Annotated in this window: 21 protein-coding genes, 2 pseudogenes and 1 riboswitch; of the genes and pseudogenes, 17 read left to right on the forward strand and 6 right to left on the reverse strand. The window is 70.7% G+C overall.

Going from position 1 to position 24,663, the window contains the following annotated elements; all coding sequences use genetic code 11:
- Positions 1-79: 79 nt before the first annotated feature.
- Positions 80-287: riboswitch (cobalamin riboswitch) on the reverse strand.
- Positions 288-334: 47 nt separating this feature from the next.
- The gene (locus JHD77_RS06765) at positions 335-2,374 is read right to left on the reverse strand and encodes an FUSC family protein (protein ID WP_191519243.1); all 2,040 of its coding nucleotides are present in this window, start codon (positions 2,372-2,374) and stop codon (positions 335-337) included.
- Positions 2,375-2,618: 244 nt separating this feature from the next.
- Between JHD77_RS06765 and JHD77_RS06770 the strand changes: the two genes are divergently transcribed.
- The 5 genes from JHD77_RS06770 to JHD77_RS06790 all read left to right on the forward strand — a co-directional run bounded on the left by JHD77_RS06770 (position 2,619) and on the right by JHD77_RS06790 (position 6,943).
- Positions 2,619-3,287: a GntR family transcriptional regulator gene (locus JHD77_RS06770; RefSeq protein ID WP_003086767.1), complete on the forward strand. Its 669-nt coding sequence runs from the start codon at positions 2,619-2,621 to the stop codon at positions 3,285-3,287.
- A gap of 116 nt (positions 3,288-3,403) precedes the next feature.
- Positions 3,404-4,348 (forward strand): 4-hydroxyproline epimerase, encoded by a 945-nt coding sequence (locus JHD77_RS06775; RefSeq protein ID WP_003082577.1) that lies wholly within the window; start codon positions 3,404-3,406, stop codon positions 4,346-4,348.
- The gene (gene lhpB / locus JHD77_RS06780; RefSeq protein ID WP_009876113.1) at positions 4,345-5,460 is read left to right on the forward strand and encodes a D-hydroxyproline dehydrogenase subunit beta LhpB; all 1,116 of its coding nucleotides are present in this window, start codon (positions 4,345-4,347) and stop codon (positions 5,458-5,460) included. Before JHD77_RS06775 ends, lhpB begins: the two co-directional genes overlap by 4 nt.
- Positions 5,457-5,693 (forward strand): (2Fe-2S)-binding protein, encoded by a 237-nt coding sequence (locus JHD77_RS06785; RefSeq protein ID WP_003114956.1) that lies wholly within the window; start codon positions 5,457-5,459, stop codon positions 5,691-5,693. Before lhpB ends, JHD77_RS06785 begins: the two co-directional genes overlap by 4 nt.
- Entirely contained in the window at positions 5,690-6,943 is a 1,254-nt protein-coding gene (locus JHD77_RS06790; RefSeq protein ID WP_023835662.1) for an NAD(P)/FAD-dependent oxidoreductase, read from the forward strand. The genes JHD77_RS06785 and JHD77_RS06790 overlap by 4 nt, the downstream gene beginning before the upstream one ends.
- Here the strand turns inward: JHD77_RS06790 and JHD77_RS06795 are convergent.
- A complete protein-coding gene (locus tag JHD77_RS06795; RefSeq protein WP_003114958.1) occupies positions 6,940-7,842 on the reverse strand; it encodes a DMT family transporter in 903 nt (300 codons plus the stop codon). The genes JHD77_RS06790 and JHD77_RS06795 overlap by 4 nt on opposite strands.
- Before the next feature lie 99 nt (positions 7,843-7,941).
- Between JHD77_RS06795 and JHD77_RS06800 the strand changes: the two genes are divergently transcribed.
- A complete protein-coding gene (locus JHD77_RS06800) occupies positions 7,942-8,808 on the forward strand; it encodes a LysR family transcriptional regulator (RefSeq protein ID WP_105579121.1) in 867 nt (288 codons plus the stop codon).
- A gap of 137 nt (positions 8,809-8,945) precedes the next feature.
- Here the strand turns inward: JHD77_RS06800 and JHD77_RS06805 are convergent.
- Positions 8,946-9,095: pseudogene (locus JHD77_RS06805) on the reverse strand (HTH domain-containing protein); the annotation flags it as partial.
- A 9-nt stretch (positions 9,096-9,104) separates the two neighbouring features.
- Complete coding sequence (locus JHD77_RS06810) at positions 9,105-10,049, reverse strand: helix-turn-helix transcriptional regulator (protein ID WP_023443510.1); 945 nt, start codon at positions 10,047-10,049, stop codon at positions 9,105-9,107.
- A gap of 38 nt (positions 10,050-10,087) precedes the next feature.
- On the opposite strand from JHD77_RS06810, the gene JHD77_RS06815 reads away from it, so the two are divergent.
- The 10 genes and pseudogenes from JHD77_RS06815 (at position 10,088) to JHD77_RS06860 (ending at position 21,088) form a co-directional block, all read left to right on the forward strand.
- A complete protein-coding gene (locus tag JHD77_RS06815) occupies positions 10,088-11,530 on the forward strand; it encodes an MFS transporter (protein ID WP_191519244.1) in 1,443 nt (480 codons plus the stop codon).
- A gap of 41 nt (positions 11,531-11,571) precedes the next feature.
- Complete coding sequence (locus JHD77_RS06820) at positions 11,572-12,354, forward strand: AraC family transcriptional regulator (protein WP_023110248.1); 783 nt, start codon at positions 11,572-11,574, stop codon at positions 12,352-12,354.
- A gap of 273 nt (positions 12,355-12,627) precedes the next feature.
- Positions 12,628-13,449 carry an ABC transporter substrate-binding protein gene (locus tag JHD77_RS06825; protein ID WP_003082561.1) on the forward strand — a complete coding sequence of 274 codons (822 nt, stop codon included), beginning with the start codon at positions 12,628-12,630 and terminating at the stop codon, positions 13,447-13,449.
- Positions 13,450-13,507: 58 nt separating this feature from the next.
- Positions 13,508-15,248, forward strand: a pseudogene (gene lhpI / locus JHD77_RS06830) (cis-3-hydroxy-L-proline dehydratase).
- Positions 15,248-15,913 carry an amino acid ABC transporter permease gene (locus tag JHD77_RS06835; protein WP_003082559.1) on the forward strand — a complete coding sequence of 222 codons (666 nt, stop codon included), beginning with the start codon at positions 15,248-15,250 and terminating at the stop codon, positions 15,911-15,913. The pseudogene lhpI and the gene JHD77_RS06835 overlap by 1 nt, the downstream one beginning before the upstream one ends.
- A gap of 10 nt (positions 15,914-15,923) precedes the next feature.
- A complete protein-coding gene (locus JHD77_RS06840; protein WP_023119677.1) occupies positions 15,924-16,568 on the forward strand; it encodes an amino acid ABC transporter permease in 645 nt (214 codons plus the stop codon).
- Positions 16,565-17,287, forward strand: a complete 723-nt coding sequence (locus JHD77_RS06845; protein ID WP_003086746.1) for an amino acid ABC transporter ATP-binding protein — start codon at positions 16,565-16,567, stop codon at positions 17,285-17,287. The genes JHD77_RS06840 and JHD77_RS06845 overlap by 4 nt, the downstream gene beginning before the upstream one ends.
- 25 nt (positions 17,288-17,312) lie before the next feature.
- Positions 17,313-18,347: a trans-3-hydroxy-L-proline dehydratase gene (locus JHD77_RS06850; protein WP_014603149.1), complete on the forward strand. Its 1,035-nt coding sequence runs from the start codon at positions 17,313-17,315 to the stop codon at positions 18,345-18,347.
- Positions 18,348-18,497: 150 nt separating this feature from the next.
- The gene (locus JHD77_RS06855) at positions 18,498-19,415 is read left to right on the forward strand and encodes a dihydrodipicolinate synthase family protein (RefSeq protein ID WP_003105052.1); all 918 of its coding nucleotides are present in this window, start codon (positions 18,498-18,500) and stop codon (positions 19,413-19,415) included.
- Between the two features lie 92 nt (positions 19,416-19,507).
- Positions 19,508-21,088 carry an aldehyde dehydrogenase (NADP(+)) gene (locus JHD77_RS06860; RefSeq protein WP_016263762.1) on the forward strand — a complete coding sequence of 527 codons (1,581 nt, stop codon included), beginning with the start codon at positions 19,508-19,510 and terminating at the stop codon, positions 21,086-21,088.
- A gap of 103 nt (positions 21,089-21,191) precedes the next feature.
- On the opposite strand, the gene lhpD is transcribed toward JHD77_RS06860, so the two are convergent.
- A complete protein-coding gene (gene lhpD, locus JHD77_RS06865; RefSeq protein WP_003082545.1) occupies positions 21,192-22,196 on the reverse strand; it encodes a bifunctional delta(1)-pyrroline-2-carboxylate/delta(1)-piperideine-2-carboxylate reductase in 1,005 nt (334 codons plus the stop codon).
- Between the two features lie 239 nt (positions 22,197-22,435).
- On the opposite strand from lhpD, the gene JHD77_RS06870 reads away from it, so the two are divergent.
- A complete protein-coding gene (locus tag JHD77_RS06870; RefSeq protein WP_003082544.1) occupies positions 22,436-24,061 on the forward strand; it encodes a methyl-accepting chemotaxis protein in 1,626 nt (541 codons plus the stop codon).
- A gap of 12 nt (positions 24,062-24,073) precedes the next feature.
- Here the strand turns inward: JHD77_RS06870 and aprI are convergent, their stop codons facing one another.
- Entirely contained in the window at positions 24,074-24,469 is a 396-nt protein-coding gene (gene aprI / locus JHD77_RS06875; RefSeq protein WP_003082543.1) for an alkaline proteinase inhibitor AprI, read from the reverse strand.
- Positions 24,470-24,663: the final 194 nt, after the last annotated feature.

Below are 24,663 nucleotides of genomic sequence, written 5' to 3' on the forward strand. Positions count from 1 at the left end.
CGCTCTCACCCGCGCGACCTGGGTTGAGGCAGACGGAGGACGAAGCGACGGCAGGAGACGTCCGACAGCGCCCTCCGCGATGCCGTGGGTGCGTCAGGCCGGTCTCCGGGCTCGCGAGCGAAGCGCTGGACGCTTCCAGCCGCGCCTTCCCATGCCGGAGCACAGTGGTCATCGAGCGGCTGTCTGATTCGCCTACCGTTGCGGGGGCAGCGCTGGCCTGGTTCCGACGGAACGCACCAGCTTCCCTGTTTCACCCCTTGCGGGGCACCTGTCGCAAGGCGCGCAGCTTAGTGGTTCGGGGCTTGCGCGGTCAATGTGGGCGGCCACCGCAGAACTAGCGCCCGGCTCCGGGGAGCGGGTCCGCGCGCAGCGCCGTCCCGGCCGGAGCATGGCTGCGGCACCACTGCCGCCAGGTGGCCTGCAACTGCACCAGCGCGGCGCCGGCCAGCTCGCCGCGTTCGCTGCCGGCCAGCGGGCTGGCGGCCAGGGCCTTGAGCAGGCGCGCGGTCGGCGGGTCGAGGGCGTGTTCACGCTCAGCCCGCGGGCCATCGCCCTGCAGCGCCAGGCGCAGGCGCCGCAGGTAGCGGTCGCGGGCCTGCGCCAGGGACGCCGGGACCTCCTCCAGGCACTGCCGCAGGTAGAGCAGCTCGTCGCCGAAGTCGAGTCCCATCAGGCCGTCCGACCAGGGCTGGCGGCGCCCCTCCGGCAAACGGTCGTAGCGCTGCGCCAGGCGGATCAGGCGATCCGCGGTGCGCCCGCCGAACCAGGCCTCGGCCTGCGCCGGCGAGCGCAGGGTGAGCCGCGCCAGGTCGCCGAGGGTGGCCTGCAGCATGCGCCGGTAATGGCGTTCGCCCGGCCGCAGGCTGACCAGGTTGAACACCAGCACGGCGAAGGCCACCCCGAGCACCGTCGACAGGGCGTTGTTGAGGAAGTGCGCGAGGTCGTAGCTCATGCTGTTGCTCGGCGCGACGTTCTTCACGAAGAAGATGCAGAACGGCGAGGCGATCCCGGCCAGGCTCGCCCGGTTCACGCACAGCGCGGCGAAGAACAGCGGTACGCCCAGGCCCAGGCAGAGCAGCGGGAAGCCGTCCACGCCGGGCAGGTAGAACAGTGCGACGAAGCCGGCCAGCGGGATCGACAGGAGGATCCCGCGAAGGAAGTTCAGGCCGGCCTGGGCCGGGTTGTCGCGGCTGGCGAAGAGACTCAGCACCACCCCGGTGATCGACACCGCGCCCAACCCGCTCGGCCAGGCGCTGGCCAGCCAGAACGCGGCCACGCAGAGGAACGCCAGGGCGCTGCGCAGGCCGAACAGCACGCCGCGCTCGATGTCCCGGTGCCAGGCGATGGCGGCCGGCGCCTGGCGGGTGGGCGCGCCATAGACCAGCGCCTCGACGCTGCGCCCGGCCGCCCTCGCCTCGCCGAGCAGGCGTTCGAGGCAGACCAGGCACAGGTGCAACTGTCCATGCGCCGCGTCCAGCGCCAGGCGCAAGCGCTGCCGGCAGGCCTCGAACTCGGCCTGGCGGCCCTCGCGCAACAGTGCCTCGAGTTCTTCCAGCCAGGGCTGCAAGGCGTGCGCGCTGGCCGGATCGAGCAGCCTCCGCTCGCGAGCCACCTTGCGCGCCGCGCGCAGCAGGCCGAGCAGGTCGAGGCCTAGCACGCGCAAGGCCTGGGAACGGGCGCGGCCGAGCGCGCCCTCGAACCAGGCGTGGTCGCGCTGGGCGTCCGCCGCGGCGATCCGCCCCAGCGCCGCGAGCAGCTCGCCGCGTTCGTCGGCGCCGCGCAGCTCCGCCGCGGCCGCCTGCAAGCCGGCCTCCCAGGCCGCCTTGCCCTGGTTCGCCAACTGGCGTTCCAGGCGCCGCGGCCAGAGCAGCACATTCACCAGCGCCGCGCAGAGGATGCCCAGGCCGATCTCCGAGCAGCGGGCCACCGCCTGGTCGAACACCGTCGCCGGATCGGCGCTGGCCGGCAGGGCGACGATGGCCGCGGTGTAGCCGGCCAGGACGAAACCGTAGGACGCATGATTGTGCAGCAGCGACGCGCCGGCGGTGCAGAACGCCAGCCAGAGGGCCATCAGCAGGAGGAAGGGCAGCGATGCCTGGCCATAGAGCGCGACCATGCCGATGGACACCAGCGCACCGGCGCAGGTGCCGATCAGGCGGAACATGCCCTTGGCCAGGACCATGCCGCTATAGGGCTGGCTGACCACGAACACCGTCATCAATGCCCATTGCGGCTGCTCCAGCTCCAGGCTGAAGGCCAGGTACAGGGCCAACCCGCCGGCCAGCAGGGCCTTCACGGCGAACTGCAGTTCGTGCAGACGCGGGCACAGCAGCACCTGCACCAGGTCGGAGGAAAAGAAGGAAGGCTTGGCCATCGCGGACGCCCCGAAATACATGAGCGAGCGAATTATTAGCAAGCTAATTTTCTATTGTCCAGCCTCCCCGCGAACTTTCCGGAAGAGCGTTTCGCCCTGCGAAACATGCGCCACGGAGGCCCACTGGAGCCGACCAACACGCCTGCGCAGAAGGCGCCAACCGGCAGCGGCACGCGCCAAGCGTTCGTATACAATATCCCGCACGTTCCCAACGCCATGCAGGTTGTCCCGCTTGCCTCTCTCCATGCTCAACGCCCCTAACCTGGGCATCGCCCCTTCGGCCTCCGAGATCATCGCCAAGCACCTGCGCGAAGCGATCATCGCCGGGCATTTCGCCGAGGACGAACCGATCCGCCAGGACGACATCGCGCAACTCTTCAATGTCAGCAAGATTCCCGTCCGCGAGGCCCTCAAGCGCCTGGAGGCGGAAGGCCTGGTGCTGTTCCAGCGCAACAAGGGCGCGGTGGTGACGCGTATTTCCGAACCGGAACTGGCGCAGATGTTCGAAGTGCGGGTGCTGCTCGAGGCGCAGGCGATCCGCCTGGCGGTGCCGAACATGGACGAGACCACCTTCGCCCGTGCCGAGGCGATCTGCGCCGACTTCGTCGGCGAAGACAACGTCGGCCGCTGGGCCGAACTCAACTGGCAACTGCACGCCTGCCTCTACGAACCGGCGCAGCGGCCGTTCCTGGTCAACCTGATCCGCTCCATCCACGACAAGCTGGAACGCTACCTGCGCATGCAGATGAGCCTGTCCGAAGGCAAGCAGCGCGCCGACCAGGAACACCGCGAGATCGTCGCCGCCTGTCGCGCCGGCGATGCCGAACGGGCCGCGGCACTGATCGAGGCACATATCGTCGGGGTCTGCCGGACCCTCTACGAACACCTGCCGAACCGCCCGGCCAGCACCTGAGCCGGGCCATCCAGGCTATGCCGCTTTCGTCATCCGCCTGAGCGAAAACCCTCAAGCGCCCCGTCCCGCCGAAACGCCACCCTGTGGCGCATTCCCCGGCACAGGCGAGGGCCACCATGCAACGCATCCGCATCATCGATTCGCATACCGGCGGCGAGCCCACCCGCCTGGTCATCGGCGGCTTTCCCGATCTCGGCCAGGGCGACATGGCCGAGCGCCGGCGCCTGCTCGGCGAGCGCCACGACGCCTGGCGCGCCGCCTGCATCCTCGAACCGCGCGGCAGCGACGTACTGGTCGGCGCCCTGCTCTGCGCACCGGTCGATCCCGAAGCCTGTGCCGGAGTGATCTTCTTCAACAACAGTGGCTACCTCGGCATGTGCGGCCACGGCACCATCGGCCTGGTCGCCTCGCTGGCACACCTCGGGCGGATCGGTCCCGGCGTGCACCGCATCGAGACGCCGGTCGGCGAGGTCGAGGCGACCCTCCACGAGGACGGTTCGGTCAGCGTGCGCAACGTGCCGGCCTACCGCTACCGTCGCCAGGTCAGCGTCGAAGTGCCCGGCATCGGCCGGGTCAGCGGCGACATCGCCTGGGGCGGCAACTGGTTCTTCCTGGTCGCCGGACACGGCCAGCGCATCGCCGGCGACAACCTCGACGCCCTCACCGCCTACACCGTCGCCGTCCAGCAGGCGCTGGAAGACCAGGGCATCCGCGGCGAGGACGGCGGCGCCATCGATCACATCGAACTGTTCGCCGACGATCCCCACGCCGACAGCCGCAACTTCGTGCTCTGTCCCGGCAAGGCCTACGACCGCTCGCCCTGCGGCACCGGCACCAGCGCCAAGCTGGCCTGCCTGGCCGCCGACGGCAAGCTGCTGCCCGGCCAGCCCTGGCGCCAGGCGAGCGTGATCGGCAGCCAGTTCGAGGGGCGTTACGAGTGGCTCGACGGCCAGCCCGGCGGGCGCATCGTGCCGACCATCCGCGGCCGCGCCCACGTCAGCGCGGAAGCCACCCTGCTGCTGGCGGACGACGATCCGTTCGCCTGGGGCATCCGCCGGTGAACGCCGAGGTCATCGTGGTCGGCGCCGGCATCGTCGGCAGCGCCTGCGCCCATGAACTGGCGCGTCGCGGCCTCGACGTACTGGTGCTGGACAGCCGCCGCGGCGGTGCCACCGCGGTGGGCATGGGCCATCTGGTGGCGATGGACGACAACCCGGCCGAACTGGCCCTCAGCGACTACTCGATCCAGGCCTGGCGCGCCTGGGCGGCGGATCTGCCGGAAGACTGCGCGTACCGCAATTGCGGCACCCTCTGGCTGGCCGCCGACGCCAGCGAACTCGCCGAGGCCGAACGCAAGCGCCAGGCGCTGCAAGCCGCCGGCGTTGCCTGCCGGATGCTTGGCGCCGCGCGCCTGTACGCCCTCGAACCGGCCCTGCGGCCGGGCCTGGCCGGCGCCCTGGAGGTGTCCGGCGACGGCATCCTCTACGCGCCCAACGCCGCGCGCTGGCTGCTCGACCAGGCCGGGCCGCGCCTGCGCCGGCTGTACGCCGAAGTCAGCGAAGTGGACGGCAGCCGCCTGCGCCTGGCCGACGGCCGCTGGCTGAGCGCCGAGGCGCTGGTGCTGGCCAACGGCATCCATGCCGGCGAGCTGTGCGCGGAGCTGCCGATCCGCCCGAAGAAAGGCCACCTGCTGATCACCGACCGCTATCCCGGCACCCTCCGCCATCAACTGGTGGAACTCGGCTATGTCAGCAGCGCCCACGCCAGCAGCGGTACCTCGGTAGCCTTCAACGCCCAGCCGCGCCCCACCGGGCAGGTCTTCCTCGGCTCCTCGCGGCAGTTCGACACGCTCGACCCGCAGGTGGAAGGCCCGGTGCTGGCGCGCATGCTGCGGCGTGCCCTGGACTACCTGCCGGGGCTCGCCGGCCTCAATGCGATCCGTGCCTGGACCGGCTTCCGCGCTGCCACTCCGGACGGCCTGCCGCTGCTTGGCGAGCACCCGGCGCAGCCGGGCCTGTGGCTGGCGGTCGGCCACGAGGGCCTGGGCGTGACCACCGCGCCGGGCAGCGCGCGCCTGCTCGCCGCCCAGTTGCTCGGCGAAACGCCGCCGCTGGATGCCACGCCTTATCTGCCGCAACGCTTCCTCTCCAGCTCCGGGAGTGCCCGGCCATGATCGAACTGTTCATCGACCGGCGTCCGCTGCGGGTCGCCGTCGGCACCAGCGTGGCGGCCGCCCTCGCCCTCGGCGGCGACGGCTGCTCCCGCAGCGCGGTCGGCGGCGGGCGGCGCGCGCCGTTCTGCGGCATGGGCGCGTGCCAGGAATGCCGGGTATTGATCGACGGTCGGCGACGCCTGGCCTGCCAGACCGTCTGCCAATCCGGCATGCGCGTGGAGACCCAGGCATGAGCGCCGACTACGACCTGCTGATCGTCGGTGCCGGCCCCGCCGGCCTGGCCGCAGCGCTGGCCGCCGCGCCGAGCGGCGCGCGCATCGCCCTGGTCGACGACAACCCGGCCGCCGGCGGACAGATCTGGCGCGACGGCTCGCGTGCCAGCCTGCCGCCGCGTGCCCATCAGATGCGCCAACGCCTGGCCGGGCAGGCCAATGTCGAGCACTTCCCGGCGACCCGGGTGGTCGCCTGCGGTCCCGGCAGGCGCCTGTTGCTGGAAGACCCGCAACGTGGCTGGCAGGTCGGCTACCGACGCCTGGTCCTCTGCACCGGCGCCCGCGAACTGCTGCTGCCTTTTCCCGGCTGGACCCTCCCCGGCGTCACCGGCGCCGGCGGCCTGCAGGCGTTGGCCAAGGGCGGCCTGCCACTGGCCGGCCAGCGCCTGGTGGTGGCTGGCTCCGGCCCGCTGCTGCTGGCCAGCGCCGCCAGCGCCAGCCAGTGCGGGGCGCGCCTGCTGCGCGTCGCCGAACAGGCGCCGGCGAGAACCCTGGCCGCCTTCGCCGTACGCCTCCCGCGCTGGCCCGGCAAGCTGTGGCAGGCCGCCGGCCTGTTCGCCCGTAGCTACCGCGCCGACAGCTACGTGCTCGCCGCCCTCGGCGAGGAGCGCCTGGAAGCCGTGCGCCTGCGCGAAGGCGGTCGGGTCCGCGAGATCGCCTGCGAACGCCTGGCCTGCGGCTTCGGCCTGGTGCCCAACGTGCAACTCGGCCAGGCCCTCGGCTATCGCCTCGACGGCCCGGCGCTCGCCGTCGACGAATGGCAGGCCGGCAGCCTGCCCGACCACTACGCCGCCGGCGAATGCACCGGCTTCGGCGGCAGCGAACTGGCCCTGGTGGAAGGCGCCATCGCCGGCCATGCCGCCGTCGACGAGCGCGACGCGGCTCGCCGCCTGTGGCCACGACGGCGACGCTGGCAGGGCTTCGCCGACACCCTGGCGCGACACTTCGCCCTGCGTGCCGAACTGCGTCAACTGGCGGAGGCGGATACCCTGGTCTGCCGTTGCGAAGACGTCCCCTTGGCCGCGCTGGCCGGGCATGCCGGCTGGACCGAGGCCAAGCTGCACAGCCGTTGCGGCATGGGCGCCTGCCAGGGGCGGATATGCGGCAGCGCCGCGCAATTCCTGTTCGGCTGGACGCCTCCGGCGCCGCGTCCGCCGTTCAGCCCGGCGCGCCTGGAGACCCTGGCCCGCTGGCAGGGCGACGCCGGCTAGCGACGCTCGGCGCGATACAGCCAGCCGAGGCCGGCCAGCGACAGCAGCAGACCACCCAGCAGCATGGGTGTCAGCGGCTCGGCGAACATCCAGTGCGCCCATAGCAGGGTCAGCGCCGGGCTCAGGTACAGCGCCGCGCTGCCACCCTGTGCGGAAAGATGGCGCAGGCCCAGCCAGTACAGGCCGTAGCCGCCGAAGGTGGGCAGCAGCACCAGCCAGGCGAGCCCGAACAGGAATCCGCCGGACAGCGGCGGCCGCAGGCTACCCTCCGCCAGCGCCAGGCCGGCGAACGCCGGCAGCGCGGCGCCGATCTGCACGAACAGCACCACGGCCAGCGATCCCGGCGCATCGTCCCAGCGCTTCTGCAACAGGGTGGCCAGGGCCAGCGCCAGCATGCCCAGCAGCGGCAGGCCGTAGGCCCAGCCCGGCGCCCGCCCCAGCGCCAGCGCCGCATGCCCGGCCCAGAGCACCCCGGCGACGCCCAGGGCGATCCCCGGCCACTGCCCCGGCCGCGTTCGCTGCCCCGGCAGGACCAGCGCCAGCAAGGCCACCAGCAGCGGCAACAGGTCGGCCATCAGCGCCGCCACGCCCGGCGAGACGCCGAGTTCGATGGCCTTGGCGATCGGCGCGATGTAGCCCGCGTAGGCCAACGCCCCGATCAGCGCCTGGCGCCGCCACTGGCGCGCCGACAACCGGCGCAGCCCGGCCCAGGCGAAGGGCAGCAGCAGCGCCAGGCAAACGGCGAAGCGCCAGAAGCTGGTGAGGAACACCGGCGCCTGTTCCATGGCATAGCGGTAGCCGACGAAGCCGGAACTCCAGGCCAGTACCATGCCCAGTTGCACGGCCAGCAGGCGGGTCGCCCCGGGCATCGCTCGCGGGGTGCAGGTGGTCGCGCGCATCGCTCGCCTCCGTCGGTCAGGTTCGAGTCGAGGCTAGGCGGCCTCCGCCGCTACTATCAAACGAAACTATCTGCACCAGTCATGCAGGAAATCGGAACCATGAGCGCCAACCTGGATATCGAGCTGCTGCGTACCTTCCATGCCATCCTGCGCTTCGGCCGCTTTCTCGCCGCGGCCAGCCACCTCAACCGCAGCCCCTCGGCGGTGAGCACCCACGTCCGGCGCCTGGAGGAACTGGCCGGCGGCCGGCTGTTCGAGCGCGACAACCAGTCGGTGCGGCTGACCCCGCTGGGGCAGCGGTTCCAGCGCCAGACTGCAGAGCTGCTGGAGACCCACGACCGCGTGCTCGCCGGGTTGCGCAGACGGGAAGAGCCGCTGCGGGTGCGCTTCGGCATTTCCGAGGAATACGCCGGCAAGCTGCTCGGCCGTCTCCTGCCGCGCCTCAGCGCGGAACTGCCGGCGCTGGAGCTGGAGGTGCTCACCGACGCCAGCGGCAGGCTGGCCGGACGCCTGCGGCGCGGCCAGCTGGACCTCGCCCTGCTGGTGCAAGCGCAAGACGAAACCCCGTACGACGGGCACTCCCGCGAGATCGGCGGCACCCAGCCGGTGTGGGTCGCCGGCCACGGCCTGCGGATCGATCCGCAACGCCCGCTGCCGCTGGCCCTGCACGGCCAGGGTTGTCCCTATCGGCAGGCGCTGCTGGAAGCCCTCGGCGCGACGGGCCGGCGCTGGCGCACGGTGGTCAGCAGTCCCGGCGCGACGGCGCTGGAAGCGGCCATCGAAGGCGGCCTGGCGATCGGCGTGATCGACCGTGCGCGGGTCGGCCCGACGATGCGCGTGCTGGGGCCGGCGGAGGGCTTCGCCGAACTGCCCGCCCACCGCATTCGCCTGGCCTTCGCCCCGGGAGAGCGGCCGCCGGCGCTGGAGCGCCTCGGCGAACTGATCGCCGAGGAGTTCCGGCTCTGAGCCGCTACAGCGCCGGGCGCTAGACCCGCAGGCGGTGGCCGTCTGTCAGTTTCCGGCAGCAGTCGCTCACTGCGCGGCGATGCTTTCCCGTTCACGCCACTCGCGCAGCAACGCCTGGCGCCGGCGCCGCCCTCGATGTGCGCGCCCTGCTGTCGCAGGGTGGCGATATCGCGGTAGAGGGTGCGCAGGCTGATCCCCAGTTCGCCGGCGAGCACATGCCCGGCCACCGGGTAACGGTGCCGGCGCAGAATCTGCAGCAGGACGAGCAGGCGCTGGCTACGGAACAGGGCGCCGACTCACAGTTGCTCCAGGCAGTCGCGGGCGTGGTCGTCGAGGGGGACGAAGACCAGCAGGCGATCGCCGTTCTTCGGCGCCGACCACCAGTTGGTCTGCTGCAGTTCGAATTCGCCGCAGCGCGCATGACGGAAGCGCTTGAGCTGGTTTTCGATACCCATCACCTCGTTGCGCCGCCAGATCTCGCGGAACTCCGCCGAAGCCTCCAGGCAGCGCTGCAACTGCCGCTCCCACAGCGGATCGCCCATGCGCTCGACCATTGCCGCGCGGAAGAAGCCGACCATCCGCGGCAACGCCTCCTCGCGGTTGGCCATGCAGTAGCGCCAGCGCTCGTGGGTCAGCGCCAGGTAGATGCAGTTGCGGTCTTCCTCGGGGATCTCCGCCAGGTCGATGCCCACCAGCCGGCAATAGGCGCGGTTGTAGCCGCGGATGTCGAAACGGGCGTTCTGCACCATGGCCGGCAACGGGTCGAGGGCATCGAGGATGGCCTGGGTGGCGGCCGAGGGCTTCTCGCAGACCGCCCGCCGCGCCGAGGTCGGCGCGGCCAGCCCGGCGAGGTTGAACAGGTGGTGGGTTTCCGTCTCGTTGCACAGCAGGGCCCGGGCGATGGCTCCGATCACCTGCTCCGAAGCGCGTACCGCGCGGCCCTGCTCCAGCCAGGTGTACCAGGTCACGCCGACCCCGGCGAGCTGCGCCACCTCCTCGCGACGCAGGCCCGGCGTGCGTCGGCGGCCGAGGCGGGAAATGCCGACCCGCTGCGGCTCGATGCTTTCCCGCCGGCGGCGCAGGAAGGCCCCCAGCTGTTCGGCGCGGGACGGCTGCGCGGGGCTTTCCGCAGCGTGGCTGGCAGGGGCGTCGAGGGGCATGGCGAAGTCCTCCGGAGGGCAGACGGGTAGCGCTAATACCAGGATAAGCAAGAACTGGTACCGGGTTAGCCAGAAGCGCATGCTGCCAGCCCACTCCCTTCCGCACAAGGACTCCGCCCATGCCCAGCGCCGTCTCGTCGTCGCGGCTCGGCCTCGCCGGGCTCTGCATCCTGCTGGCGGGGCAACTGTTGCCGATGATCGATTTCTCCATCGTCAACGTCGCCCTCGACGCCCTCGCCCATTCCCTCGGCGCCAGCGAAACCGAACTGGAACTGATCGTCGCCGTCTACGGCGTGGCCTTCGCCGTGTGCCTGGCGATGGGCGGCCGGCTTGGCGACAACTACGGCCGTCGCCGCCTGTTCGATCTCGGCGTCGCCCTGTTCGCCGTCGCCTCGTTGCTTTGCGGGCTGGCCGGTTCGGTCTGGCTGCTGTTGGTGGCGCGCGCCCTGCAGGGCGTCGGCGCGGCGCTGGTCGTGCCGCAGATTCTCGCCACCCTGCATGTCAGCCTCAGCGGCCACGCGCATTCCCGCGCGCTGGCCGCCTACGGCGCCATCGGCGGCCTGGCCTTCGTCGTCGGCCAGGTGCTCGGCGGCTTCCTGGTCTCCGCCGACATCGGCGGCCTCGGCTGGCGCAGCGTGTTCCTGATCAACCTGCCGATCTGCCTCGGCATTCTCCTTTGCAGCCGCCGCTGGGTACCGGAGACCCGCGCCGAGCATGCCGCCCGCGTCGACGCGCCGGGCACCCTGCTGCTCGCCGCGCTGATCCTCTGCCTGCTGCTGCCGCTGGCTCTCGGCCCATCGCTGCACTGGTCCTGGCCCTGCGCCCTGCTGCTGGCGGCGGCGGTGCCGCTGCTGGCCTGGCTGTGGCACACCGAGCTGCGCCAGGAACGCCGCCAGGCCTGGCCGTTGCTGCCGCCGTCGCTGCTGCGCCTGCCGAGCATCCGCTTCGGCCTGTTGCTGGCGATCCTGTTCTTCGCCTGCTGGAGCGGCTTCATGTTCGCCCTCGCCCTGGCCCTGCAGGCCGGCGCCGGTCTCTCGCCGGTACAGGCCGGCAATGCCTTCATCGCCCTCGGCGCCTCCTACTTCGTCTCGGCGCTGCTCACCGCCCGGGTGGCGGCGCGGATCGGCCCGGTACGCCTGCTGCTGCTCGGCTGCGTCATCCAGATGTGCGGCCTGCTCGGCCTGATGCTGACCCTGCAACGGGTCTGGCCGCAGCCGGGCATCCTCAACCTGGCGCCGGCGACCCTGGTGATCGGCTTCGGCCAGGCGTTCATCGTCAGCAGCTTCTTCCGCATCGGCCTCTCGGAGGTGCCGGCCGCCCAGGCCGGCGCCGGCAGCGCCATGCTCGCCACCGTCCAGCAGGCCTCCCTCGGCCTCGGCTCGGCGCTGCTCGGCGCGGTGTTCGCGCACAGGCTGGAGCGCCATGGCGACTACCTGGAAGCGACGCAGACGACCCTGGCCGTCGAGTTCGTCCTGATGACGCTGCTGCTCGGCGCCACCTGCCTCTTCTACCTGCGCCGCGTGCGCACGGTGCCATTGCGCTGCGACTCGCCGGGCAACTGAGGCGCGCGGCCGGGCCCTGTTCCCGGCCGCCGGCGCCCCGTATGCTGGCGCGGTCCCCCAGCCAGGCCTTCGCCCCGATGCACGACCTGCTCGCCGCCCCGCCCCCCGCCGACCTCGCCAGCCTGCTGGCCAGCCTGCGCCAGGTCGAGGCGCTGCTCGACGCCATGCCCGGCGTGGTGTTCTTCGTCAAGGACGAGCGCGCCCGCTACGTCCTGGTCAACCGCACCCTGGCACGCCGCTGCGGCGTGAAGGACAAGGCCGAACTGCTCGGCCGCAGCGCCGACGAGGTCTTCCCTTCCAGCCTCGGTCCGCTCTATGCCGAGCAGGATCGGCGCGTGCTGCGCGGCGGCGCGACGCTGGAGAACCAGTTGGAGCTGCACCTCTATCCCGGTCGCCAGCCGGGCTGGTGCCTGACCCACAAGCAGGCGCTGCGCGATGCCGACGGGGCGATCATCGGCATGGCCGGCATCTCCCACGACCTGCCGGCGGCGCAGTCGGCGCACCCGGCCTACGGCCGGCTGGCGGCGGTGGATGCGCATATCCGCGAGCACTACGACCAGCCGCTCAGCCTCGCCGATCTCACTGCCATCGCCGGGCTCTCGGTGGCGCAACTGGAACGTCACTGCAAACGCATCTTCCAGCTCACCCCACGGCAGATGATCCACAAGGCGCGGCTCGGCGCCGCCTCGCAACTGCTCGCCGGCGACGCGCCGATCACCGAGATCGCCCTGCGCTGCGGCTACACCGACCACAGCGCCTTCAGCCGCCAGTTCAAGGCGCTCACCGGACTCTCGCCGAGCCAGTACCGCGAGACCCATCGCTAGCCCCGAAAAGCGTAACGCCTCGCCCCGCCACGGGGCGGCGGTAGCAATCCTGCTCCCTTTTGTAACACCGCCGGCCGCGCCCGAGCGGGGCGCAGTCCGGCGCGGCCTGGCACAGCGACGCGCCAGCCAAAGCGGTCGCGCTCCAGCGAAAGGTTTTTTATCGCCGTCGGACGAGGTTCTGGCACAGCCATTGCTCACTTAAAAATATCGTATACGAAATCACAAATACGGGATTTGCCGCCCTCCCACTCAACCGCATCGCCAGAGGCCCCCATGAATACCAAGAAGACCCTTGCCCTAGCCCTCACCGCTGCCCTGGGCTGTTCCCTCGCCGGTCTCGCCCAGGCCGACAAGCTCGACGACATCATCGAGTCCGGCAAGCTGCGCTGCGCCGTCACCCTGGACTTTCCGCCGATGGGCTCGCGCGATGCACAGAACAACCCGGTGGGCTTCGACGTCGATTACTGCAACGACCTGGCGAAGGCCCTGGACGTCAAGGCGGAGATCGTCGAGACGCCCTTTCCCGACCGCATCCCGGCGCTGGTGTCGGGTCGCGCCGACGTGATCGTCGCATCCACCTCGGACACCCTGGAGCGGGCCAAGACCATCGGCATGAGCATCCCCTACTTCGCCTTCGTCAAGGTGGTACTGACCCGCGAGGACACCGGCATCGCCAGCTACGAGGACCTCAAGGGCCGCCCGGTCGGCGGCACCGCCGGCACCTTCGAGGCGCTGGCCCTGGAGAAGGACAGCAAGGCCTGGGGCGACGCCAAGGGCAGCTTCCGCGCCTACCAGTCCGAGGCCGACACCGCCCTGGCGATCAGCCAGGGGCATATCGACGCCACGGTCGTCTCTTCCACCGTCGCCGCCTCGTGGATCAAGTCGGGCAAGTACAAGGGCCTGAAGATCGCCGGCGACGCGCCCTATGACATCGACTACGTGGCCCTCGGCGCCAAGCGCAACGAATACGGCCTGCTCAACTACCTGAACCTGTTCATCAACCAGCAGGTGCGCACCGGCCGCTACGCCGAGCTGGCGCAGAAATGGGTCGGCGGCACGGCGCCGGAGCTGACCACCAGCGCGGTCTACCGCTGAAGCCGAGGGCGCGGTCCGCCGCCGGGCCACGCCGTTTCCCCCCGTCCTGGATGCGCCGATGAAGCACGCACACCTCATCGTTCCCCGTACCCTGGTCGCCGGCAGCGCGTCCGGCGAACTGCTGTACGCACCGACCGGCCTGAGCTTCTGGGGCGGCGTCGACCCGCGCAGCGCGGAAGTGATCGACCGTCACCACCCGCTCAGCGGCCGCCATCTACACGGCAGGCTGCTGGCGATTCCCGGTGGGCGCGGCTCCTGTACCGGCAGCAGCGTACTGCTGGAACTGATCCTCGGCGGACGTGCGCCGGCGGCGATCCTCCTGCGCGAACCGGACGAAATCCTCGCCCTCGGCGCGATCGTCGCCGAGGAACTGTTCGGCCGCTCGCTACCCATCGCCTGTCTCGGCGAGCGCTTCGACGAACTCGCCGCCTATCCCTGGGCGCGCCTGGCCGACGGACGCCTGGAACTCCACCGCGATGCCCCGCCGCCGCTGGAGGCCCGACCCGCCGAAGCGCTGGCGACCGATGCCGGCCCGCGACTGGACGCCTTCGACCAGGCCCTGCTCGCCGGCGAACACGGCGAAGCCGCACGCCTGGCGATGCGCATCGTCCTGCGCATGGCGGCGTTGCAGGGCGCGCAACGGCTGATCGACATCCAGCGCGCGCACATCGACGCTTGCATCTACACCGGCCCGGCCGGCCTGCGTTTCGCCGAGACCCTGCGCGACCTCGGTGCCCGGGTGCGGGTACCGACCACCCTCAACGCCATCTCCGTGGACCAGCGCCGTTGGCGCGAACAGGGCGTACCCGCCGCCCTCGGCGAGCCAGCCGCGGCCCTGGCCCGGGCCTATCTCGACATGGGCGCGCAGCCCAGCTTCACCTGCGCGCCCTACCTGCTCGACGACAGCGCGCGGGCCGGCGAACAGATCGTCTGGGCCGAGTCCAACGCGGTGCTCTTCGCCAACAGCGTGCTCGGCGCACGCACCAACAAGTACGCCGACTTCATGGATATCTGCTGCGCCCTCACCGGTCGCGCGCCGCTGGCCGGCTGTCACCTCGACGAGCAGCGCCAGGCGCGGGTACTGATCGAAGTGGAAGACCTCGGCAGCGTCGACGATGCCTTCTACCCGACCCTCGGCTACCTCTGCGGCCTGCTCTGCGACGGACAGATCCCGGCGATCGACGGCCTGCGGCAGCGGCAGCCGGACCACGACGCGCTCAAGGCCTTCGGCGCGGCGCTGGGCACCAGTTCCTCGGTGCCGATGTTCCACGTCATCGGCGTCACCCCGGAAGCCCCTGACCTGGCCAGCGCCTTCGGCGGCCGCGCGCCGCGGCGGACCCTGCGGGTCGGACGCGAGCGCCTGCGCGACGCCTGGCGCGAGCTGGACAGCGCCGGCGAGACGCGGATCGACCTGGTGGCGCTGGGCAACCCGCACTTCTCCGCCAGCGAATTCACCCAGCTCGCCGCGCTCTGCCACGGCCGCCGCAGACCCGGAGGTAGCGCTGGTGATCACCAGCAGCCGGGAGGTCGTCGCCCAGGCCGAAGCGGCCGGGCACCTGGCGACGCTGCAGGCGTTCGGCGCGCGGCTGGTCACCGACACCTGCTGGTGCATGCTCGACGAACCGCTGGTGCCGCCGGGCGCGCGCACCCTGATGACCAACTCCGCCAAGTATGCCCACTACGCCCCCGGACTGGTCGGCCGCCAGGTGCGCTTCGCCGGCCTCGCCGGCTGCGTCGAGGCCGCCGTCGGCGGGCGGGCCCCCGCCGGGCTGCCCGCCTGGTTGAGCGAGGACTGCTGATGTTCGACTACACCTTCCACTGGCGCTCGGCGTTCAACGCCCTGCCGGAGATGCTCGCCGGCAGCCTGGTGACGCTCCAGGTCACCGCGCTGTCGATGCTCTTCGGCATCCTCATCGCCCTGCTCCTGGCCTTCGCCCGGCTCGGCGGCAACCGCCCGCTGCGCGCCGCCGCCGGAGCCTGGATCTCCATCGCGCGGAATACCCCGGCGCTGTTCCAGATCTACATCCTCTACTTCGGCCTGGGCTCCTTCGGCCTGCACGTCAGTTCCTGGTTCGCCCTGCTCGCCGGGGTCACCTTCAACAACGCCGGCTACCTCGCCGAGACCTTCCGCGGCGGCCTCCAGGCGGTGCCCGAGACCCAGTTGCGGGCGGCCCGCTCGCTGGGCATGAGCGCGCCGCAGGCCTATCGCCTGGTGGTGATCCCGCAGCTGCTGCGGGTGGTGTTCTACCCGCTGACCAACCAGTTGGTCTGGGCCATGCTGATGACCTCCCTCGGCGTGGTGGTGGGCCTGACCGACGACCTCACCGGCGTCACCCAGGCACTCAACGTCAAGACCTTCCGCACCTTCGAATACTTCGCCCTGGCCGCCGTCCTCTACTTCGCCATGGCCAAGCTGCTGGTGCTGGCCGCCCGCCTGCTGGGCTGGCGCCTGTTCCGTTACTGAGGGGAATGCCGTGTTCACCACCAGCCTCACCGCCAACGACCTGCTGTTGCTCCTGCAAGGCGCCTGGACCACCCTCGCCATCACCGCCATGGCGATGCTGATCGGCACCCTGCTGGGTGTCGTCTTCGGCCTGCTCCGCGCCCTGCTGCCACGCGCCAGCCTGCCGCTGGCGGCGCTGCTCGACGTATTCCGCAGCGTGCCGCTGCTGATCCAGTTCGTCCTGCTCAATTCCTTCAAGAGCATCCTCGGCCTCGACTGGAGCGCCTTCGCCGTGGCCTGCCTGGTGCTCGGCGTGTACGCCGCCGCCTACTGCGCCGAGGTGGTCCGCGGCGGCGTCCTCTCGGTACCGCCGAGCGTGCGCCGGGCGGCGCGTTCGCTGGGCCTGAGCTATCGCCAGGACCTGTTCCACATCGTCCTGCCGATGGCCGCCCGGGTGGCCTTCCCCGGTTGGGTCAACCTGACCCTGTCGGTGATGAAGGACACCTCGCTGGTGCTCTGGATCGGCATCGTCGAACTGCTGCGCGCCTCGCAGACCATCGTCACGCGCATCCAGGAACCGCTCTTCGTGCTCTGCATCGCGGGGCTCGTCTATTACCTCATGAGCTGGGTGGTCGCGCGACTCGGCGCCCGGCTGGAACGGAGATGGCAGCAATGATCGAGATCAGCGGCGTGCACAAGGCCTACGGCCAGTTCGAGGTGGTCAAGGGCGTCGACCTGAGGGTGGACAAGGGCGAGGTGCTGTCGATCATCGGCGGCTCCGGTTCCGGCAAGTCGACCCTGCTGATGTGCATCAACGGCCTGGAGCCGATCCAGCGCGGCAGCATCCGCGTCGACGGCATCGACGTGCATGCCCGCGGTACCGACCTCAACCGCCTGCGGCGGAAGATCGGCATCGTCTTCCAGCAGTGGAACGCCTTCCCCCACCTGACCGTGCTGGAAAACGTCATGCTCGCGCCGCGCAAGGTGCTCGGCAAGAGCCGCGCCGAAGCCGAGGCGATGGCGCTGAAGCAACTCACCCACGTCGGTCTCGGCGACAAGCTCAAGGTCTTCCCCCAGCGCCTTTCCGGCGGCCAGCAACAGCGCATGGCGATCGCCCGGGCGCTGGCGATGTCGCCGGACTACATGCTGTTCGACGAAGCCACCTCGGCGCTCGACCCGCAGTTGGTCGGCGAGGTGCTGGACACCATGCGCCTGCTCGCCGAGGAAGGCATGACCATGGTCCTGGTCACCCACGAGATCCGCTTCGCCCGCGACGTGTCCGACCGGGTGGCGTTCTTCCGCAATGGCCTGGTCCACGAGATCGGCACCCCCGACCAGGTGATCGGCAACCCGCAGCGGCCGGAGACGGTGGAATTCCTCCGCTCGGTGCTCTGAGCCCGCCCCCGCACAGGAGATAGCCATGCGTTCGCAGCGGATCGTCCACATCGTCAGTTGCCATGCCGAAGGCGAGGTCGGCGACGTGATCGTCGGCGGCGTCGCCGCGCCGCCCGGCGCCACCCTCTGGGAACAGTCGCGCTGGATCGCCAGAGACCAGGACCTGCGCAACTTCGTCCTCAACGAACCGCGCGGCGGAGTGTTCCGCCACGCCAATCTGCTGGTGCCGGCCAAGGACCCGCGCGCGCAGATGGGCTGGATCATCATGGAGCCGGCCGACACCCCGCCGATGTCCGGTTCCAATTCGCTGTGCGTGGCCACCGTACTGCTCGACAGCGGCATCCTGCCGATGCGCGAACCGCTGACCCGGCTGCTGCTGGAAGCGCCGGGCGGGCTGATCGAGGCCCGCGCGGAATGCCGCGACGGCAAGGCCGAGCGGGTGGAAATCCGCAACGTGCCGTCGTTCGCCGACCGCCTCGACGCCTGGATCGAAGTCGAGGGCCTCGGCTCGCTGCAGGTCGACACCGCCTACGGCGGCGACAGCTTCGTCATCGCCGACGCCCGGCGCCTGGGCTTCGCCCTGCGCGCCGACGAGGCCGCCGAGCTGGTCGCCACCGGCTTGAAGATCACCCACGCGGCCAACGAACAACTGGGCTTCCGCCACCCGACCAACCCGGACTGGGACCATCTGTCCTTCTGCCAGTTGGCCGCGCCGCCGGAGCGCCGCGACGGTGTCCTCGGCGCGAGCAACGCGGTGGTCATCCGCCCCGGCAAGATCGACCGCTCGCCCTGCGGCACCGGCTGCTCGGCGCGGATGGCGGTGCTCCAGGCGAAAGGCCAGCTGCGGGTCGGCGAACGCTTCGTCGGGCGCTCCATCATCGGTTCGGAATTCCACTGCCACATCGAGTCGCTGACCGAACTCGGCGGCCGTTCGGCGATCCTCCCGTGCCTGTCCGGGCGGGCCTGGATCACCGGCATCCACCAGTACCTGCTCGACCCGGACGATCCCTGGCCGCAAGGCTATCGGCTGTCCGACACCTGGCCCGGCGGCCACTGCTGACCACCCCGCCCGACCGCAGGCAGCGGCCGGGCGGAAACCGATCCGGCGCGTACCGGATCGCCCACGACGGCGAACGCTGCCGTCGCCCTGTGACTCGGACCGCAGCGGTCCGATTGAATTCGTATACGAAATACGAAAAAAGGAGAAACCATGAGCAAGCACGTCAACTGGAGCGGCGTATTCCCCGCGGTCACCACCCAATTCAACGCCGATTTCTCGGTGAACCTGGAGGAAACCCACACGGTCATCTCCAACCTGGTGCGCGACGGCGTGTCCGGGCTGGTGGTATGCGGCAGCGTCGGCGAGAACACCTCGCTGACCATCGAGGAGAAGATGGCCGTCACCGAGGTCGCCAAGGATGCCTCCGGCGGCCGCGTGCCGGTGATCTGCGGGATCGCCGAGTTCACCAGCGCCGGCGCGGCGAAGGTGGCCAAGGCGGTGGAGCGGGTCGGCGTCGACGGCATCATGGTGATGCCGGCGCTGGTCTATTCCTCCAAGCCGCACGAGACCGCCGAGCATTTCCGCAGCGTGGCCAGCGGCACCGACCTGCCGGTGATGGTCTACAACAACCCGCCGATCTACCGGAACGACGTCACCCCGGACATCCTGGTTTCCCTGGCCGACTGCGAGAACATCGTCTGCTTCAAGGACAGCTCCGGCGACACCCGCCGCTTCATCGACGTACGCAACCAGGTGGGCGAGCGCTTCATCCTCTTCGCCGGGCTCGACGACGTGGTCCTGGAAAGCGTGGCGGTGGGTGCCCAGGGCTGGATCTCGGGAATGTCCAACGTGTTTCCGAAGGAAGGCGAGACCATCTTCCGCCTGGCCAGGGCCGGGCGCTTCGCCGAGGCGATGCCGATCTACGAGTGGCTGATGCCGATCCTCCATCTCGACGCCCGTCCCGACCTGGTGCAGTGCATCAAGCTCTGCGAGCAACTCGCCGGTCGCGGCAGCGCCCTCACCCGTCCACCGCGCCTGGCCCTGCGCGGCGCCGATCGCGAGCACGTCGAGCGGATCATGGCCAAGGCCCTGGCCAGCCGGCCGGCGCTGCCGGACGTCGGCTTGTAGCCGACGCCCCGCCCTCGCCGCCTCGCTCCCCGGGGAGCGGCCGGCGAGGGCCAGCGGCAGAGCATTCCGTCCACCGTCCCCAGGGAGGCCCCATGCCCAGCATCCTCGGTCACAACTACGTTGGCGGCGCTCGCAGCGCCGCCGGCAACCTCACCCTGCGCAGCCTCGACGCCGACAGCGGCGAAGCGCTGCCCTACGCCTTCGTCCAGGCCACCGAGGCGGAGGTCGACGCCGCCGCCCGCGCCGCCGAACGCGCCTATCCACACTACCGGCAACTGTCCGCCACGCGCCGCGCCGGATTCCTCGAGGCGATCGCCTCGCGCCTCGACGCCCTGGGCGACGACTTCGTCGCCCTGGTCCGTCGCGAGACCGCGCTGCCCGCCGCACGTATCGAGGGCGAACGGACACGTACCGCCAACCAGTTGCGGCTGTTCGCCGAAGTCCTGCGGCGTGGCGACTTCCACGGCGCGCGCATCGATCGCGGACAACCCGGGCGTACCCCGCCGCGCCCCGACCTGCGCCAGTGGCGAATCGGTCTCGGCCCGGTGGCGGTGTTCGGTGCCAGCAACTTCCCGCTGGCCTTTTCCACCGCCGGCGGCGACAGCGCCGCCGCCCTGGCCGCCGGCTGCCCGGTGGTGGTCAAGGCCCACGGCGGACACATGGCCACAGCCGAATGCGTGGCCGACGCGATCCTCCAGGCGGCGGCCGACAGCGGCATGCCGGACGGGGTATTCAACATGGTCTACGGCAGCGGCGTCGGCGAGGCGCTGGTGCGCCATCCGGCCATCCGCGCGGTCGGCTTCACCGGTTCGCTCAAGGGCGGGCGCGCACTGTGCGACCTGGCAGCGGCGCGGCCGCAGCCGATCCCGGTGTTCGCCGAGATGAGCAGCATCAATCCGCTGGTGGTGCTCCCCGAAGCCCTGCGCCGGCGCGGCCGGCAGGTGGCGGAGGAGCTGGCCGCCTCGGTGACGCTCGGCTGCGGCCAGTTCTGCACCAAGCCGGGCCTGGTGCTTGGCCTGCGCTCCCCCGGCTTCGACGCCTTCGTCGCGGCCCTGGGCGAGGCACTGGCCGCCAGGCCGGCACAGAGCATGCTCAACGCCGGCACCTTGCGCAGCTATGTCGAAGGACTGCAACGCCTGGAGCGCCACCCCGGCATCCGGCGCCTGGCCGGCGCGCCACAGGAAGGGCGGCAGGCCCATCCGCAGTTGTTCAAGGCCGACGTGGGCCTGTTGCTGGAAGGCGACGAACTGCTCCAGGAAGAGGTGTTCGGCCCGGCCACCGTGGTCGTCGAGGCGGCCGACGAGGAACAGCTTGCCCGCGCGCTGGACAACCTGCACGGCCAGTTGTCGGCGACCCTGATCGGCGAAGCGGACGACCTCGCGGCGTTCGCCGGGCTGGTCCCGCTGCTCGAACGCAAGGCCGGGCGCCTGCTATTCAACGGCTATCCGACCGGCGTCGAGGTGTGCGACGCCATGGTCCACGGCGGCCCCTACCCGGCCACCTCCGACGCTCGCGGCACCTCGGTGGGAACCCTGGCCATCGAGCGTTTCCTGCGCCCGCTGTGCTACCAGGACTACCCCGACAGCCTGCTCCCGGACGCCCTGAAGAACGCCAACCCGCTGGGCCTGCTGCGCCTGGTCGATGGCCGGAGCACGCGCGAGGCGCTGGATTGAGCACGCCTGGGAGCCTGGATGGCGGATAGCGCCGTTGGCGCTATCCGCCCTACGCAGTCGTCCTCGTTGCGCCACGCTGTCCGGTCGGCCCCTCGCCTTGCGCTCACTCCAGCAACGCCAGCAGCTCCCGGTGCAACGCCTCGGGAATCGTCACACCGTCCCTGGCGCTGCGTTCGCGCGCTTCGAAGCGTCGCTGCGAGGGCAAGCGCGCGCCCTGTTCGACGATGCCTTCGAACAGCGTCTCGGCGCGCGCCAGGTGCTCCTCCGCCGAGGCGCCGAGCATGCGCCGCGGATCGATGGCGATCAGCAGTTCGCCACCGTAGGGAGAAGAACGGCTGCCCTCGTCGTAGGCCAGCGACTCGGCACTGGTCAGGTCGCCGATCAGCGGACCGGCGAGCAGTTCGACCATCGCCGCCAGGGCCGAGCCCTTGTGCCCGCCGAAAGTGAGCATGGCGCCTCGCAACGCGGCGCTGGCATCGGTGGTCGGCTCACCCTGCTCGTCCACCCCCCAGCCCAGCGGGATCGGCTTGCCGGCGCGTTCGTGCAACTGGATCTCGCCACGCGCCACGGCGCTGGTGGCGAAGTCGAAGACGAACGGCGGGCCGTCCGGACGCGGCCAGCCAAAGGCGATCGGGTTGGTGCCGAAGATCGGCTTGCGTCCGCCCGCCGGCGCCACCCAGGCATGACTCGGCGTGGTCGCCAGGGCCACCAGGCCCGCCTCGGTGAGTGCCTCGACCTCAACCCATAGCGCGGAGAAATGCACACAGCGGTTCACCGCCATCGCCGCGATGCCCTGGCTGCGGGCCTTCTCCAGCAGATGCGGCAGCCCCAGCCGGAATGCGCACTGGGAGAACCCGCCATGGGCGTCGACCCGCAGCAGGCCGGGAGCGATGTCGTGCAGTTCCGGCTCGGCGTCGGCGGATACCTTGCCGGCCTTCAGGGTGGCGATGCAGCCGAGCAACCGCCAGATACCGTGGGACGCGCATTCGTCACGCTCCCCCGCCACCAGGGTATCGGCCACCGCCTGTACATGGGCTTCGCTGAAAGCGTGCCGGCGCAGGATGCGCACGGCCAGCTCGCGGACCTCGTCCAGCGTCATTCGGATCACGGGCTTCTCCTTGTTCAACCAATCCCTAGGGTGGCCTGCCGCGACAGCCTTCTCTTGACCTCAATCGACCCGGAGCATGCCGAAAACGGCACAACCGGCTCGAGCACATCGAAAACTTACAGAAAATTCCTAGCAATCATGTAGGGCAATTCCAAATAGCCCCGCAGCCCCTCAAGAAACCCCTCCGCGCCCCGCTACAGGGCCAAGCACCTTCCCACAGCCCGGTCGGAGACCACCCCATGCTTCTTCGTCGTATCGCCATCACCCCACGCGCCGTCATCGGCTTCGCCATCCTCGCCTCGCTGCTGGTGGCGCTCGGCCTCTTCGCGCACAACCGCATGGGTTCGCTGAACCGCGCCGCCAAGGATATCGGCGAGGTCTGGCTGCCCAGCGTCGAAGCCTCGGCCCAGCTCAGCGGCCTGATGAGCGAACTGCGCCTCGGCGAGATGAACCACGTGCTGCTGCACGACGCCACGCGCATGCGCCAGCAGGAACAACGGATGGACGAGGTCATCGCTACCCTCGCCAGGGTGGAAAGGGAATACCGCCCCTTGCTGGTCCTGGACGAGGAGCGCGCGTTGCTCGACCAGTTCGTCCAGCGCCAGCAGGAATACCTCGAAGGACACGCCGCCCTGCTCGCGCTGTCCCGTGACAACCGTACCGACGAAGCCAGCGTGCTGATGGGCGGGGCCCAGTTGCAGCGCTACGAGCAGGTGCAGCGGACCCTGAAGCAACTCATCGCCCTCGACCGCGAGGCCGCCCGCGCCTCCACCGCCGAAGCCGCCGATGTCTACTCCCGGGCCTCCACCGCGATCCTCGCGGTGCTGCTGGTGGCCCTGGCGGCCAGCGTGACGATCGCCTGGCTGCTGACCCGCAGCATCGTCGTGCCGATCCGCCAGGCGGTGTCCTGCGCCGACCGCATCGCGGCCCGCGACCTGACCGGCGAGATCGCCAGCGACGGCGACGACGAGCCGGCGCAACTGATGAAGGCCATGCGCAGCATGCAGGCCAGCCTGCACGACACCATCGAGCAGATCGGCGATTCCGCCGCGCTGCTGGCCGCCGCTGCCGAGCAACTGAACGCGGTGACCGAGGAAGGCAACCGGTCGCTGGCCCGGCAGAACGATGAGATCGAGATGGCCGCCACCGCGGTCAACGAAATGAGCGCGGCGGTCGAGGAGGTCGCGCGCAACGCCAGCTCCACCGCCGAGGCCTCCAGTCTCTCGGAACGGGCCGCCGGCAACGGCCGCGCACGGGTCGGACAGACCGTCCGCTCGATCCGCCAGATGAACGCCGAGATCGGCCAGACCGCGCGCCTGGTGGAAGGCCTGGCCAGCCAGGCGCAGGACATCGGCAAGGTTCTCGACGTGATCCGCGCCATCGCCGAGCAGACCAACCTCCTCGCCCTCAATGCCGCCATCGAGGCCGCCCGCGCCGGCGAGCAGGGCCGCGGATTCGCGGTGGTCGCCGACGAGGTGCGCGCCCTCGCCCACCGCACCCAGCAATCGACCCATGAGATCGAAGGCATGATCGCCAGCGTCCGCGAGGGCACCGACACCGCGGTGTCCGCGATGCGCGAGAACGACCAGCGCGCCCGGCAGATGCTCGACGAGGCCGAGGCCGCCGACCACGCCCTGGGCGAGATCGCCGAGCACGCCACGCGGATCAACGAGCGCACCCTGGTGATCGCCAGCGCTGCGGAGGAGCAGGCCCACGTCGCCCGCGAGGTCGATCGCAACCTGGTGAACATCCGCGACGTTGCCGTGCAGACCACCCAGGGCGCCGAGCAGACCCGCGGCGCCAGCCACGAGCTGTCGCGCCTGGCCAACGACCTCAAGGGCATGATCGGTCGCTTCGTGGTCTGACCCGCAGGCGAGCTAGGGCGTCGCGCGGCGCAGCACCAACTGCCCGCCGTCGCCCTTCTGCACCCGGTAGTCGCCCTCGCCCTGGCGACCGAGGAGCATCAGGGTCAGGCCGCCGCGTTCGAGCAGCGCGATCCCGGCCGGGGTAGGCCTCCAGGCGCGCGGCTCGCTGGGCAGCCAGCGCGTGAGGCAGGCGGTATCGCCGCCCAGGTCGTAGCCACTGGCTTCCGCCACTTCGCTGTCGCGCAGCTCCAGGTGGCAGATCGCGGGCGCCTCGTCCTGCTGCAGGGTCCATTGCCCGGCGAGATCGGAAGCGCTGAGAAGAATCAGACTGCTGGCCATACTGATACCTGTGCTGAAAAAACCGCAGAGCAAGCAAACCATCCTGGAGAGCTTCGCGCTTGCCGACATCGAGAGATCTCCTTCAAGCCTGGAACATCGGAGAACGCGGCGAACGCCGCCCGCCATCCTCGCTTCGAACGCCAGCGCGCGCCAGGCGCCGCGGGCCTCCGTTCGTCCGCCGGGCCGCCGGCCCACGGGCGCGCCACAGTTCACAACTTCGCTCCTGTGGAAGACACCTATCAATTCGAACAGTGCCCGGCCGG

Source organism: Pseudomonas sp. P20, assembly GCF_016463925.1.
Classification (GTDB): domain Bacteria; phylum Pseudomonadota; class Gammaproteobacteria; order Pseudomonadales; family Pseudomonadaceae; genus Pseudomonas; species Pseudomonas aeruginosa.